The following is a 14270-nucleotide window of genomic DNA, read 5'->3' on the forward strand; positions in this document are numbered from 1 at the left end:
AACTATGCGCATCATTGTATTGTTCAATCTGAAAGAAGGCGTGGATATCGGCGAATATGAGGAATGGGCCAAAACGCGCGATATTCCAACGGCAAGTGCGCTGAGCTCGGTGACATCTTTCACGATCCATAAGGCAACCGGTTTATTCGGTTCCGATGATCCGTCCCCTTATGAATATTTCGAGATTATCGACATTACCGGCCTGGATGCATTTGTTGCCGATGTGTCGGATCCTGAATTTCAGGCCATGGCGGCGCCGTTTCAGGACTATGCTGATGGTCCGCAATTCATACTGACAGAAGACCTCTGATGTCCGGAAAATTTGCAGGCAAAACCATCGTCGTTACCGGTTCCGGTAAGGAAAAGGGGCTGGGACAGGGCATATTGCAGCGTTTTGCCGATGAAGGCGCGAATTGCGTCGTGTCGGACCTCACCATCGGCGATCAGGAAGAAGGCGTGGCAGAAGAGTTGCGCGGGCGCGGAGTCAAAGTCGCGACCATATCCTGTGATGTCAGCGATGCGGCGCAATGTCAGGCTCTGGTCGATCAAAGCGTGGATGCTTTTGGCGCGGTTGATATTTTCGTCAACAATGCCGGTATCGGCTTCATGATGAAACCGTTGCTGGAAGTGGATACGGCCAAGGAATGGGATCAGGTCATCGGTGTGAACTTATCGGGCGCGTTTTACTGCACGCAAGCGGCGGCGAAGGCGATGGTGGCTTCGGGTGATGGCGGAAGGATCATCAATATCGCGTCGCAAGCCGCAAAGACCGGTTTTCCGCATCTGCCTGCTTATGTCAGTTCCAAACATGGCATGGTTGGCCTGACCCGGGCGAGTGCGGTCGAGCTGGGTGCGCACGGCATTACCGTCAACGCGGTTTGCCCCAATCATGTGACCACCGGTCTTGGTGCGCAGCAGAATGCATATTTTTCAAAGCTGCTCGGCTTTGATAGTGTTGAGGCCTATCTCGCCAATATGAGCAAGAGCAATCCGATGGGGCGGCCCGGCCTGCCGTCTGATACCGCCGCCGCTTGTGCATGGTTGGCGAGCGACGACGCCTTTTATGTCACCGGAGAAGCGATTAACGTTTCTGGTGGGGAGGAGATGCATTGATCGAAGAACGAATGGATTGGCCCAATAGTGCGAAAATGGCGCTGAGCATTGTCGTCAATGTCGAGGAAGGCAGCGAGATGACCGTGGCGCGGGGGGATCGCGGGATGGAGCCGGTGGACGAGCTTGGCATCCATATCAAGTCCCCGATCCGTAACTATGGCAATGAGAGCAATTATCTTTATGGTATTAAGGCGGGCGCGCCGCGTATCATCAAGCTGCTCAAAAATTATGAGATTATGGCGAGCTGGACCGTCGCGGCGATGAGTCTCGAAAACCATCCGGAAATTGCCGCGGCCATTGCAGAAATGGGTCATGAGCCGGTAAGCCATGGCTATCGCTGGGTCCACCAGTTCAAGATGGACGAGGAAAAAGAACGCGAGTTCATCCGCAAGGCTGTCACATCGATTGAAAAGACCACCGGCACGCGCCCCTATGGCTGGCTGTCGCGCTATTTCCATACCGATAATACCCGGCGTCTGCTGATCGAAGAGGGCTTTGCCTATCATATGGACGACTATTCCGGAGATATTCCATTTTGGGACAAGGAAACCGTGGCGGAAAAACCGATTGCGATTGTGCCCTATCAGCTTGATAGCAATGACATGAAAATGTGGACCGATCCCGCGATGACGCCGCAGCAATGGCTGGATTATGCCAAGCATAATTTCGACCAGATTTATCGCGAAGGCGAAGAAGGCAATCCGAAAATGATGTCCCTAGGCCTGCATCTGCGCATCATCGGCCGACCAGGCCGGATCTGGGCCTTTGAGGAATTTCTGAAACATGTGCGATCTAAAAAGGACGTCTGGGTAACCACCCGCCATCAGATTGCCCAGCATTTGGCGAAGGTTGATCCTCTATGACCTTGCGGCTTGAGAAACAGGGCAAGGTCGCGCATCTGCTGATTGACCGGCCGGACAAGCGCAATGCGTTTAATCAAGCCATGTGGGAGTTGTTGCCGGAATTGCTGGCCGATGCGATGGCGGACGATACGATCCGTGTGTTGATGCTGCACGCCAGCCGCAAGGATAGCGCTTTTTGCGCTGGCGCAGACATTGGTGAATTTGCAACCGGTTCAACCGATCCGGAATGGCGCGCACGCAATCAGGCGGCCATTGGCCGGGTCCAGCATGAACTGGCGCAGGCGCCCAAGCCGACAATCGCGATTATTGATGGCGATTGTGTGGGCGGTGGATGTGGCATCGCGTTGGCCTGTGACATGCGGGTGGCTGGGCCGAAAGCGCGGTTCGGGATTACGCCTTCGAAACTGGGGCTGGTTTATCCGCTGCACGACACAAAATTGCTTGTCGATCTGGTCGGGCCTTCACAGGCCAAGCGGATATTGTTCACCGGCCAATTGATGTCCGCGCAACAAGCGCTCGATATTGGCCTGATCACCCTGCTGGCTGACGATCCCTATGCCGAGGCCGAAGCGCTGGCGGCGACGATGGCGTCAGTATCCTCGCACAGCCAGACCATGAGCAAGTCGATTATCAAGCGCATTTTGGACGGACAGGCTGACGATGATGCCGAGACGTCCGCGCTGTTCGACTCTGCCTTTGAGAGCGATGATTTCAAGGAAGGCGTCAGCGCCTTCATGGAGAAAAGAAAGCCGGAATTTTGACGCGCCACGGAATGCATCCGCGTTCCGAAGCGTCAACCCCCGCGCAGGCGGGGGTCCATCTTAGAGGCTGACGAATAGACGAAACGGCAGGAGATGGATTCCTGCCTGCGCAGGAATACAGGAGCGAACATGACACATGCTTTACAACATGGCTCGATACTCGGCGGCGTAGCAACAGTGCCCGATCTGGAAGCGGCCCTGAAAGACTATCGCGATGTTCTGGGCATGCAAGTTGCCGAAACGGGGCCGCTGGGCGATGATCTGGCGCAAGGCTGGAATTGTCCGGGCAGTGCGGGGGCACCCATGGCGGTGCTGCAACCGGCCAGCAGGGCCGATTGTTTCATCCGTCTGGTGGAACAGCCCGATCATCCGGATTTCAAACCGACCAGAACCTATGGTTGGGCGGCCTATGAGCTGACGGTCGAGGATGTATTTGGCTGGCCGGACCGCTTGCAGGGCAGCGGTTTTGATATTATCGGGCCGCCGAAAGAGCTCGAGGGGCTGCCCTTTTTCGTGCCGATGCAGGTGCTCGGCACCGGGCGTGAAATGGTCTATCTCAACGAAGTGCGCGAAAATACGCCTTCGACCGATCTACCCATGGCCCGGTCGCTGACCGATCATATTTTCATCGTGATATTGGCGACGCCGGATCGTGTGGGCACTATCGACTGGTATCGTGACCAGCTGCACCTGACGGTGGGCGATACCTATACGCTGGAATATAGCATGATCAACGAGGCGTTCGGGAAACCGGCAGGGACGGTATCCGATCTGACCATGGTTCAGAATGATCGCCTGCCGATTGTCGAGGTGGATGATTATCCGGAAGAGGCGACGTCGCGGCCGAGACATGACGGTATGTTACCGCCGGGCAATGCGCTGGTGACACTGGCGGTTGATGATCTGGACGCGATTGATGTGGGCTGGATTACGCCGCCACAGGTACGGGCGGGCGCGCTGTATAGGGATCGCCGAACCGCGACGGCTTTTGGCCCGGCGGGTGAATTGCTGGAGTTGATCGAAATTAGCTAGACGCTGTGTTCCTGCGCAGGCAGGAACCTATCTCCAAAGTTCGCGTCCGGATGAACGCTAAGGAGATGTACCCCTGCCTGCGCAGCGGCACGAGTATCTACCGCCGATGCTGCCCGGCCTGCCATTGGTCTGGCTGATACAGGCTGCTGGCTGATTCAAACGGCTTGTCTTCCAGCGCGGTTGCCAGGCTGTCATTCCAGCGGTTGAGAAAACCAAACATGCTGATCACGGCCATAATCTCGGTTTTCTGGCGTTCGTCATAATGGGCATCCAGCGCGGCGAAATGTGCGTCGGTTGCCGCATTGGGGACCTGTCCGGCGGCAAAGGCGAGGTCCAGCGCCGCCCGCTCGGCCTGGCTGAACAGGTCGCTGGACTGATAGTCCCAGACCGCTTTCACTTTCTTTTCGTCCACGCCGACATCGCGGGCGCCCAATGTCGTATGCGCCTTGCAATATTGGCATCCGGCCGCAGCGCTCACCACGGCTCCGATCAGGCGCTTCAGACCATTGTCGATGGCGCTTTCCCCATAGATGACGCTGACCAACCCGCGAAACGCGCCGAGCAATTCCGGCCAGTGCGCCATGGTCATCACCGAATTGGGGACATAGCCCATCAGATTTTCAGAAAATTTGAGGGCCGCCTGTGTTTCGTCCGGCAGTTCATCCATGGTCAGCGGTGTGATGCGGGTCATTTTCTGATCTCCTCAGGGAATAGAAAAGTCTACCATATCTTGCCGCCAATCCAGTCACCGGCGGCTGCGGTAAACTCGTGAATCCGAATATCGGCCCAGATATCCGCGTGAAAATAGGGATCGGCTTCAAGCTGCGCACGGGCATCTGCCTCCGTCTCGGCTTTGACGATCAACAGCGATCCCACAGTGTCACCGTGCGCGTTCTTGAACGGTCCGGCGACAAACAGATTATCGAGCGTCGTCTCGATATGGGCAAAATGCGCGCTGCGTGTGTCGAGACGCTTTTGTTCGGTATCCGGCTTGTCCGTGCAATAGATGGCAAAAGCTTTCATGACGATCTCCTATCCAAAAATTTTAGCACTTCAGCTGCCGTTTTTTCCGCCGCTTCGTCAAGCACAGCGCGTTTGATATCCAGCCGCTCGATAAATGTCGCGCCCGGCATGATCTCGGCAGCATGACGGGTGGCGTCCAGCAGGGCTGATTGGGACGCCAAAATCAGTGTCTCGTGCTTCACCGCTGGCAGTCTGGCTTCAACATCATAGCTGAACGCGGCATGGAACGCCTTGTTCATCAGCCTACCCGGGCGCAACTGCTCGGTAAACATCTCAAAACTGCGCTCCATTGTCTGGCTTTCAATGCGCTTAGTCATCCCCCGTTCCCAAGGTCCTTCGAGGCAGGCGAGGTCGGACGTGATTTCAAATGTCCTGGCGCTCGCGGCTCTGAACTTGGCGCTCGTTTCGGCATCAAAAGCGGGGACGTCAATCAGCGCTAGATGCCCTATTTTCTCCGGTGCGGTCAGGGCCATTTCGGCTGCAACGAGATTTCCGGTGTGAAAGCCCATCAGATCAACCGCGCCACCGCTCGACTGTTCATCAACCACCGCCATCATCGCCGCGGCATATTCTTCTATTGCCGGTTCTTCTTTGAAAGCATCTGAGCCCCCATGGCCGGGATAATCCGGTGCAAAGATACAGCGGTCTTGCGCGAGATACGGCATGATGGTGGTAAAGGCGAGCCCGCTAAACGGGGCGGGGTGCAGGCAATAAAGGTCTGGTTTTGACGCCGCCCCTTTCGGCTCCAGCATCCGCCAGTGCACTTGGCCGAATGGCCCGTCGCTATATCCTTTGCGGATCATTCGCTAGCAGCGCCCAAGCGCACCATTTGTTCACGGTAAAGCCGCCGCGTCACTGGCATCATGAGAAATGGCACCACGCCAAAAATCAGCGGGACCGCCGCGACCGCATAGCGGAGATTATCTTCGCCAAACACGCTGCTCGACAGTTCGCCCACGGCGATGGGGCCGAGTGACCCGAACCAGCTGATCGCCAGATAATAAAGCGCGACCACCTGACCCCGGATTTGCGCCGGTGTGATGACCAGCAAAGATGTGACACCAATGGCGGACACGATCCCAATGCCGATCGTATTGATGCACAATATCGCAAAGGCCAGTTCGGCGCTGGGCATGAACAGCGGGATCGCGGCGGTCGGGACCATGATGAAAAAGCCGATATAGAGGATGCGCAAGGACGCATCCTGCACGCCCTTTTTCGTCCACCAGTCGGAAATTGTGCCCATGATCATCATGTTGGCCGGGCCGATTATCAGCAGTGCGACGCCATTGACGAAAGCATATTTCTGTGCCGACCATCCCCATGTCCGTTCAAAAGTAGGGGCCAGAAATCCCTGGCTATAAGCAATGGTCGTCATCGTGCAGATGATCAGCACAAAGCCGATATAGAGCATCCTGTTGCGCCAGATATATTTCAGCGCATCGAAAAAGCCGCTGCCGCTGATCACATCTTCTGATGCTGCGACGGGGCGTCGTGCCGGTTCTTTCATGAACAGGAAGAAGAGCGCAAAAATCATCCCGGGAAGACCGACGATGACCAGCGTGAAACGCCAGGGTGATAATTCCCCAAAAAAGGGCAGGGACTGGCTACCACTTGCCGCGGTCCAGGCGATGATCGCGCCGCTCAACAGCGAGGCGAGGCCCGCGCCAATGGGTAGAGCAGAGGAATAGAAGGCAATCGGCTTGCCGCGTTTCTCGGTCGGGAAACTGTCACCAATCATCGAAAATGTTGCGGGGCTGAGCGTCGCTTCTCCGACCCCGACGCCCATGCGCGCGGCGAATAGCTGGAAGAAATTTTTGGCCATGCCGGTCGCGACGGTAGCGGCTGACCATAAGGCTACCCCCACTGACACGATCCAGATGCGTTTACCGCGATCAATCAGCCAGCCCATGAAAATACCGACAAAACCATAGACCAGCGTGAAGGCGCTGAGCAACCAGCCGATCTGGCGGTCGGACAGATCAAACTCCGCCTTAATCGGTTCAATCAAAAGGCCAAGGATATAGCGATCAACAAAACTGAAAATATAGGCGATGGTGAGCATGACCACCAGAAACCAGCCCGCCGCGGCGCTGGGATAGGGCTTGGCTGGAACAGCGGGTGCGTCTGCCTGGGGTTGATCCGTCTGACTGGCCATTATTGCGCGTCCGGAATGAGATAGATGACCACCAGATTATCATCAAAATCGACAATCCCGATCTCGCGACCGATCCGCCCGTCATGGGTTTCAAGCCGGCCTTCTTCATAGACCTGCAAGCCCAGTTTCCGTGCCCCTGCCATCACAGCATCGGGATCGGCGACATCCAGCACAATCGCGCCCCGCCGGGGATGGGGGACAGGTTCCAGCGGTACGTTTTTTACCTCCGACAGAGCCATAACGCGCGGCTGACCCGGCAGCGACAGGATCGAAAATCCGATCTCTGCCTCTTTGGGTATCTCAAAAACCGGGAAGGAATAGCTGTCGGGATTATGACCTTTGCGAAAGGTTTCCTCGAACCCCAGCACGTCGCGGTAAAAGGTCAGCGCCCGGTCGATATCGGCCACGACAAAATTGCCTCGCTGAAATCGCGTCTGTTGTTTCTCACTCATGATCCCGTCTCCCTCAATTCCCTTGTGCCTCAATTCCATGCCTCTGGCTCGCCGCGCACCGAACAGCATTGCACCCCGACATTCTGGCCATAGTAGAGATTGGCCAGCGCCCGGGGCATATGTTCGAAACCCTGTTCGACATCCTGCACAGGCTTCAGCTTGCCGTCATGTATCCATCCTGCCAGATCATCCATAACGGCATTCCAGCGGTCCAGATGATTATAGACAAAGAAGCCCTGCATCCGCGTTTCCGTGGCGCGCAGCCGGGTATAGTTGGACAGCTTGAACGGCTCGTCCCGCGTATATTCACTGATCGATCCGCACAGCACGACCCGGCTGTGAAGCCTTAGCCGTTCGAGACAAGCCTCCAGCGTTTCGCCGCCAACATTGTCAAAATATAGGTCAACACCATCGGGTCGCAATTCATCAAGCCGTGCTTCGATATTCTCGGATTTATAATCGATGGCATGAGAACAGCCGTGATCGAGGATGAACGTGCATTTTTCCGGTCCTCCGGCCATGCCGACAACATCACAACCAACCACATTCGTGGCCATTTGACTGACCATTGATCCGACCCCGCCAGCGGCCCCGGACAAAACCATGCGATCGCCTTCTCTGGGATCGCCGCAGGAAAATAGCCCGGCATGAGCAGAGAGGCCCGTCATACCTAACACTCCGGAACCCAGAGCCGCAGGCAACCCATTGGGCGGCATCCGGAAAAATTTCTCCTGCGGCGTCATTTTGGAGACCTTGTAAGTCTGCCAACCCAATTGACCTTGCACCATCTCGCCTTCACGCCAGTCCGGGTGACGCGATTTGACAACTTGCGCCACACCGCGGCCGTGAATGACATCACCGGGTTCCAGCACGCGTTCTCCGGCTGCACCGGTGCCCTGCATATAAAAGCGCATGACAGGAGCAAGGCCAAGATAATGGGTCTTGAGCAGCACTTCGCCTTCTCCGGGTTCCGGTATGTCAGTGACCGCCCATTCAAAATCAGACGGCACGACATTGCCCACCGGCCTTGCTGCGACCCGCCATTGGTAATTGGCATCATCATCAATCTGCTTGCCCGTGGAGAGGGCATCAAAATCCGCAAGAGAGGAACCGGCGGCGGTCACTCAGTCATGAACCTTCACGACCTGGTTCACTTCAAAGAAATAGCCGTCCAAGTCCCAGAAAGAACAGCCGATCATATCCTTTTGTTTGCCATCAGCGCCGGTCACGCTCCATTCGCGCGGTTCACTGTGGATGCGTGAACCAAGCGCTCGTGCCCGTTCCACCGCGCCTTTGGCGTCCTCGGATGCAACGACGAAAACCGGTGCGCCAAACTTGATTTCGGTGGGCAATTCTTCCGGTGCATCCTGTTTGGGGTCGAGCCATTCGAGCAGGCCAATCATGCCGATCATGTCATGTTCGCATTTCAGGATGATCAGGCGGGTCTTGTCGCCCTTTTTACCCGCAGCCAATTGCGTGCCTGACAGGGTGAACGGCGTGTCCATCCACTTGGTCATGCCAAAAACAGTTTCATACCAGTTCGACGCGGCATCCCCGTCGCGAACCATCAGGGTCGTGCGTTTGATAATATCAGTCATACGATTTTGGGGCTTTCTATGACGAGGACCTGGCAATCGGCGATGTCGGCCCGCAGTTTTTTGGCTTCCTGATATTCCGGGCTGTTCCAGAATTTATGAACCGCCGCTTTGTCCGGCCATTCGGAAATGACCATGGAGGCGCCGTCGCCAAAATCTCCTTCGAGAAGCTCGGCGCCCGGGCCGCGCAAGACATATCTGCCACCGAATTTTTCGACCAGAGCGCCAGCAGCGGCGCCATAGCCAGAGATAAATTTGTCGCGATCGGATATTTTGGCGGTAACGATCATGTAAGCGGGCATGGGCGAGTCCTCTCTTCCAAAAGTTGTCCGGACAAATTACGCAAGAGGCGGCTTATTGCAACCGCTATTTCACGGCTATTTCGGCCACCTGGCTTTGTCCCGCAAATAGCGGCCGGAATCGGCAGTATCTTTTGGCTGATAGTCGGAAAAAAGATTGGGCCCGTAGCGAGAGCGATATTGTTCGAACACGGGCATGAAGAGTTCGCTATGGACAATGGGTTGGCGATTGCGCGTCCGGAAATTGGCAATCGGGATGCGGGCCGTCACCAGTGTTTCAAAGGCAGTTTTGGCAATTTTCATAACCTCGCCATCCGGTGCGTAAATGGCTGAGCCTCCTCCGCCAGCATCGGCAAAATAATAAGGGTTTTCCGGCGATGCGGCGTTGTTCGCGACAGCGGTATAAACGCCATTATAGAGGCTCGTTGCCTGCATATCGATCGGGTTGAAACCGCCGGTCGCCGTGCGCAGGATGATTTCAGCGCCTTTCATGGCAAAGGCCCGGAACAGCTCTGGTTCGCGCTGTACCGAGCTGGTCGCAATATTACCGATCGGCGTGCGTGTGACGGGGAGGACCGCGTCGGCTCCGTACATTTCGACATAGCGGTCCAGCACATCATAAATAGTGGTGGTGAACAGTTCGAAATCGCCGCCGAAAAAGCCTTTGATATTGCGCGCTTTCCAGTGCTTGTCGACAACCTCACCCTTGCCATTCATGATCGTGGTGATGGATAGCAAACTTTCCGGCCAGTCTGGGTCGCGGACATAGGAACCAAACACAAGCCAGCAGCCATATTCACGGGCCTTCCGGGCAAGCATCTCGGTTTCTTCGCCCGGTATTTCAATCGCAGCACGCCGGGCGTCGTTGATGTTCCACTTGTGATAATAGCCGGTGATGGGGAATTCATGGAAAAAAATTATATCTTTTGGACCCGAGAAACCGTTCGCGGCATCGATCAGGTCCACCATATGCTGCACATTGGCGCGGCGGGTTTGCTTGAGATTTGTGAGCTCCACCGGAACGACTCGCGCCTGCGCGACGCCCAGTGATATGGTGTCTTTGGCCAGCGGCACCGTTGCATAACGGCCGTCCGGCGTGAAGTTGAGCTTGTCCGGCCCGCCCTTGACGGCGGCTTGCGCATAATCGGTCCAGCTTAGCGCCGCACCGGCGGCGAGACCGGTTCCGGCAGCGAACAGGCTGCGCCGCGAAACACCATCATTTTCGTCCATCACTAATTTCCCTTCCGCTGTGCATTTTTTTGTCGAGCTCACCGTCCAGAAAGGGGCGGATGAGAGCGATATATTTCTCTGGCGCAAGATCAAAACCACCAAGCGTCACCCCACTAATATGCATAAGCTGTGCATCTGGAAACAAGGGCAGAGCCGCTCCCGTTTCCTGTTTCAAGCTGCCGTCATTGGTGACCAGCAGAACCGGCTGCTGGACTGCCGGAAAGCGGTTTTCCGACGGATAAGTAAAGACGCCATGATAGGCCTCCCAGCAATGCGGATAACATTGCATCAGGTCGTTGAAATGTGCCTGCGCGCGCTCCAGAGGCATGCCGACGTCGGTTGCCGCCGTGGCGAATTCCCATTTCTTGTTGAGATGTGATCCGTCGGACGTCACAGGTTCAGGCTTGGCATTGGCTTTATAAGCCTCTTTGCGTTTTTCTCCCGTGAAAAAGGGTAGGCCAGGCAGCACCAGTCGGCGGACGAGGTCAGGATGGCGGATGGCCAGTTCGGTGGCGATCAGGGTGCCCGTATGATAGCCGAGTATATCAACAGGCTGCTTCTGCTTGTTGCCATAGCCCATCGCTGTGAGCACAGCAGCAGCGGAACCAGCATAGCCCTCAATTGACTGCAACTCTTTTGGCCGATCGGAGTCGCCATAGCCGGGTGTATCGATGGCTATGACCACACGGTCCGCGGCCATAAGTTGCATGAATTTGACAAAATAGTCGCTGGAATAGGGGGTTGGATGAAACAGCACCAGCGGTGGTTTTTGGGTTTTCGTCGCCGGCCGCGCAATCCGAACATGTACTTGGCCAAAGGGACCGGCGATAAAGTCTCGCTCCATGCTTATCGATATTGTTTCAGCTGTGATGGGCGAATCGGATTGTCCCAGAGCATCTGTGGTCCCTGAAAAAAGTGCCAATGCCGCAAAGCAGGGCAAAAAAACGTGATCTCTTATGAGCCGCATCGGTCCTCGCTCGGCATATAATTTTGCCATGGCCTATCAGAAAATCCTGCAAATGTCCGGACAAATTATCAATTAGCGTCATCGCGATTCTAGGTCTTTTCCTTCCAACCCGGCGGTAAGCGTTGTATTTTTGTGACAGTTTTCCGGCTCAAACAGCTGTTATTAAAAATTTGTCTGGACAAATTATCAGATTTGTTGGAATTCCATAAAAGAGGATAAGAAAAAGCCGGAGTCATCCGGTCGAGGGAGACAACATCATGAAAACGTTACTGAAGGCGGCTCTTCTGGCTGCTACTGCTGCAACACCTGTATCGGTATATGCCCAGGAAACGGGGCAAGAAGCGGCTGAAGAAGACCCCAATGTCATCATCGTCACAGCTCGAAAAACAGCGGAATCGATCAACGATGCCCCCGTCGCCGTTACTGCGTTTACATCTGAAAGCCTGGATGAGCAAAACCTGCGGGACGTAAATGACATTGCCACCTTGACCCCAGGCTTGAGCTTTAGTCAGGCGTTTGGCCGTGGGACGGACCGTCCGGTCATTCGCGGCCTTGGTAATGTGTTGGCGGGCGTTCAATTTGGTGTTGAATCCGGCGCATCGGTTTTTATCGACGGCGCATTGTTCCGTGGTGATATTCAATCGATCAATTTCGATGCTCTGGAGCGGGTTGAAGTCGTGAAGGGTTCGCAATCGGCGCTCTACGGCCGGAACACCTATTCCGGCGCGATCAACTTCATCACCAAAAATCCTGGTGATGAATTTGGCGGACAGGTTCGCGGCCGAATTGCAGAATTTGGCGAATATGAAGTGACAGGCAGCCTTGATCTGCCGATTGTTCCCGGCGTTTTGGCGGCGCGTGTCGATGGCCGTTACTATAATTATGAAGGCGAGTTTACCAACCAGATTTCGGGTCGTCAGGATGTGGGTGGTGAAGAGACTAAGTCCATTTCCGGTACGCTATTCTATACGCCGACCGATGACTTCGATTTCCGCATTCGCGTCGGATATCAAAAAGACCGCGACGAGGAGTTCCCGCGTACTTTGCAATTTGCATCGGAAAATAACTGTGAGCCCGGTTTTCGCAGTGTACGCTTTCGCAACTTTGGTCCGCGCGGACAAAATGATAATGAAAACCAATATTTTTGTGGTGTCCTGCGCCCGGACCCAGATAATATTTTCTTGAACAGTGATGAGCCAGGCATCTTCAACGGTGGACCCAGTCTTGATTCCACGACACCTGGGCTTGCCGGTATTTCCGGTATCTCATTGGAACGCTGGACTTTGAACAGCAAAATGAATTGGGATATTGGCGGTTCCGGCTGGGTATTGAGCACAGTCACCGGTTATCGGCATGACGAAACATTTACTGGATTTGATTCTGATCACAGCAATCTCAATCTATTCTTTGGTCCTCCGTCTGTCTCCGAAGCGTTTTTCTCTTCGACAAACAGGCGGATATTTGAAGATTTCAGCATAGAAGCAAAAATCTTCAGTCCGGAAGACCAGCCTATTCGCGGATTGCTTGGCGTCTATTATTATGATTTCCGGCGCAAGCAATTTGACATCACCAAACAATCTGGTCGCGCAGGCACCGACTTTTTCCGCGACAATGATAATCAGATTGAGACGATCGAAAATAAATCGATCTTTGGACGTATCGAAGCTGATTTGGGTGAAACAGTCACGATCGGCGTCGAAGGTCGCTATCTTGATGAGGAAAAGGGCTTTCTCGAGATTAACGGTGCAACCGCTACTACCGATGGTGATCTTTTTGAGACGCCACCTTTCAAAACAACCGATTTTGTCCCGCGTGTAACCGTGGATTGGCAACCCAATCCCGACACGCTTGTCTATGCCATTTATACAGAAGGTAACAAACCTGGTGGTCTCAATGGCAGCATCGGTGCGGCCAATGGATTGCCGACTTATGAGGATGAGACGCTGCGTGGTGGTGAGTTGGGGATCAAGAAAACCTGGCTTGGCGGACAGCTTCAAACCAATCTTTCGCTATTCTATAACGAGATTAAAAATGTGCAGCTGACTCAGCCGGTGCTGACCACCCCTGGGGCGGGAACAGCAACCACATCTATTGCATCCAACCAAGGCGATGCAGAAGTCAAAGGTTTTGAACTTGAAGTGATCATGCGTCCCGTTCAACAATTTACCGTGACAGCAACGGCAGCATATACCGATGCTAAATTTACACGCGGGTGTGACGAGTTTGAATATACGCTCAATTCCGGGGGCTTAAACAGCCGGTCGGTTTAGAGAGCCGCCCGAATGATCCGGAATATGCGCTATGCGATATTAGCGGTCGCCGGTTGCCACTTGGATCTGATTGGCAGCTATCGACAGCGTTTGACTGGCGTGATGGCCTCTCCGACACGATGGAATATTTCATCAACTTTAATATCAGCCATGAATCTTCGAAATTCGTGCAGGTGCATAATCGCGCAAAAACTGGCTCAGCAACAATCGGCGGTGCCAAGATTGGCATTGGCGGAGAAAATTGGGAAATTGCTGTCTTTGGCCGCAACTTGTTCGATGAAGATTCAACTCCATTGGCCACACGCTGGCTCGATTTCGGCTATGGCTTCGCACCGCGGGATATCCCGTTCGGCGCTTTGGCAGCCGCCGGTCAAAGTGCTGATACCAGTGGACCACGAGCTTTCTTCATTCCGCTTCGCCGCGGTCGCAGCTTTGGAGCTGAAGCCAAGTTTAAATTCTAAACGAAAGAAAGTCTAATCCATAACCCCGCTGTCCGAGAAGATGGCG

The 14270-nt window shown here is 54.7% G+C and carries 17 protein-coding genes; 7 read left to right on the forward strand and 10 right to left on the reverse strand.

The features are described from left to right. Positions 1-4 precede the first annotated feature (4 nt). From J4G78_RS13110 to J4G78_RS13130, 5 genes are all read left to right on the forward strand, one after another. Positions 5-310, forward strand: coding sequence for a RedY/HapK family protein (locus tag J4G78_RS13110; protein ID WP_207986981.1), 306 nt, complete (start codon positions 5-7; stop codon positions 308-310). Beyond that, positions 310-1113 (forward strand): SDR family NAD(P)-dependent oxidoreductase, encoded by an 804-nt coding sequence (locus J4G78_RS13115; RefSeq protein ID WP_207986982.1) that lies wholly within the window; start codon positions 310-312, stop codon positions 1111-1113. The genes J4G78_RS13110 and J4G78_RS13115 overlap by 1 nt, the downstream gene beginning before the upstream one ends. Beyond that, on the forward strand, positions 1110-1976 hold the full coding sequence (locus J4G78_RS13120) for a polysaccharide deacetylase family protein (protein WP_207986983.1): 867 nt from the start codon (positions 1110-1112) through the stop codon (positions 1974-1976). The genes J4G78_RS13115 and J4G78_RS13120 overlap by 4 nt, the downstream gene beginning before the upstream one ends. Beyond that, positions 1973-2737, forward strand: coding sequence for an enoyl-CoA hydratase/isomerase family protein (locus J4G78_RS13125; protein ID WP_207986984.1), 765 nt, complete (start codon positions 1973-1975; stop codon positions 2735-2737). The genes J4G78_RS13120 and J4G78_RS13125 overlap by 4 nt, the downstream gene beginning before the upstream one ends. 129 nt (positions 2738-2866) lie before the next feature. Then, on the forward strand, positions 2867-3769 hold the full coding sequence (locus J4G78_RS13130) for a VOC family protein (protein WP_207986985.1): 903 nt from the start codon (positions 2867-2869) through the stop codon (positions 3767-3769). A 97-nt stretch (positions 3770-3866) separates the two neighbouring features. Here the strand turns inward: J4G78_RS13130 and J4G78_RS13135 are convergent, their stop codons facing one another. The 10 genes from J4G78_RS13135 to J4G78_RS13180 form a co-directional block, all read right to left on the reverse strand. Then, positions 3867-4460 (reverse strand): carboxymuconolactone decarboxylase family protein, encoded by a 594-nt coding sequence (locus tag J4G78_RS13135; RefSeq protein WP_207986986.1) that lies wholly within the window; start codon positions 4458-4460, stop codon positions 3867-3869. A 29-nt stretch (positions 4461-4489) separates the two neighbouring features. Then, complete coding sequence (locus tag J4G78_RS13140) at positions 4490-4792, reverse strand: YciI family protein (protein WP_207986987.1); 303 nt, start codon at positions 4790-4792, stop codon at positions 4490-4492. Next, a complete protein-coding gene (locus J4G78_RS13145) occupies positions 4789-5595 on the reverse strand; it encodes an alpha/beta fold hydrolase (protein ID WP_207986988.1) in 807 nt (268 codons plus the stop codon). The genes J4G78_RS13140 and J4G78_RS13145 overlap by 4 nt, the downstream gene beginning before the upstream one ends. Continuing rightward, positions 5592-6950 carry an MFS transporter gene (locus tag J4G78_RS13150; protein ID WP_207986989.1) on the reverse strand — a complete coding sequence of 453 codons (1359 nt, stop codon included), beginning with the start codon at positions 6948-6950 and terminating at the stop codon, positions 5592-5594. Before J4G78_RS13150 ends, J4G78_RS13145 begins: the two co-directional genes overlap by 4 nt. Next, entirely contained in the window at positions 6950-7402 is a 453-nt protein-coding gene (locus tag J4G78_RS13155; protein ID WP_207986990.1) for a VOC family protein, read from the reverse strand. The genes J4G78_RS13150 and J4G78_RS13155 overlap by 1 nt, the downstream gene beginning before the upstream one ends. Positions 7403-7431: 29 nt before the next feature. Beyond that, positions 7432-8526, reverse strand: a complete 1095-nt coding sequence (locus J4G78_RS13160) for an NADP-dependent oxidoreductase (protein WP_207986991.1) — start codon at positions 8524-8526, stop codon at positions 7432-7434. Then, positions 8527-9000 (reverse strand): VOC family protein, encoded by a 474-nt coding sequence (locus J4G78_RS13165; RefSeq protein ID WP_207986992.1) that lies wholly within the window; start codon positions 8998-9000, stop codon positions 8527-8529. Further along, positions 8997-9299 carry a DUF1330 domain-containing protein gene (locus J4G78_RS13170; protein ID WP_207986993.1) on the reverse strand — a complete coding sequence of 101 codons (303 nt, stop codon included), beginning with the start codon at positions 9297-9299 and terminating at the stop codon, positions 8997-8999. The genes J4G78_RS13165 and J4G78_RS13170 overlap by 4 nt, the downstream gene beginning before the upstream one ends. 75 nt (positions 9300-9374) lie before the next feature. Beyond that, the gene (locus tag J4G78_RS13175) at positions 9375-10526 is read right to left on the reverse strand and encodes a nitrilase-related carbon-nitrogen hydrolase (protein ID WP_207986994.1); all 1152 of its coding nucleotides are present in this window, start codon (positions 10524-10526) and stop codon (positions 9375-9377) included. Next, positions 10513-11523, reverse strand: coding sequence for an alpha/beta fold hydrolase (locus tag J4G78_RS13180; RefSeq protein ID WP_207986995.1), 1011 nt, complete (start codon positions 11521-11523; stop codon positions 10513-10515). The genes J4G78_RS13175 and J4G78_RS13180 overlap by 14 nt, the downstream gene beginning before the upstream one ends. 227 nt (positions 11524-11750) lie before the next feature. Between J4G78_RS13180 and J4G78_RS13185 the strand changes: the two genes are divergently transcribed. Together J4G78_RS13185 and J4G78_RS13190 are read left to right on the forward strand one after the other, a co-directional pair. Then, positions 11751-13763: a TonB-dependent receptor gene (locus J4G78_RS13185; RefSeq protein ID WP_207986996.1), complete on the forward strand. Its 2013-nt coding sequence runs from the start codon at positions 11751-11753 to the stop codon at positions 13761-13763. Between the two features lie 53 nt (positions 13764-13816). Next, the gene (locus J4G78_RS13190) at positions 13817-14224 is read left to right on the forward strand and encodes a hypothetical protein (protein WP_207986997.1); all 408 of its coding nucleotides are present in this window, start codon (positions 13817-13819) and stop codon (positions 14222-14224) included. Positions 14225-14270: the final 46 nt, after the last annotated feature.

It is taken from the genome of Parasphingorhabdus cellanae, assembly GCF_017498565.1.
Classification (GTDB): Bacteria; Pseudomonadota; Alphaproteobacteria; order Sphingomonadales; family Sphingomonadaceae; genus Parasphingorhabdus; species Parasphingorhabdus cellanae.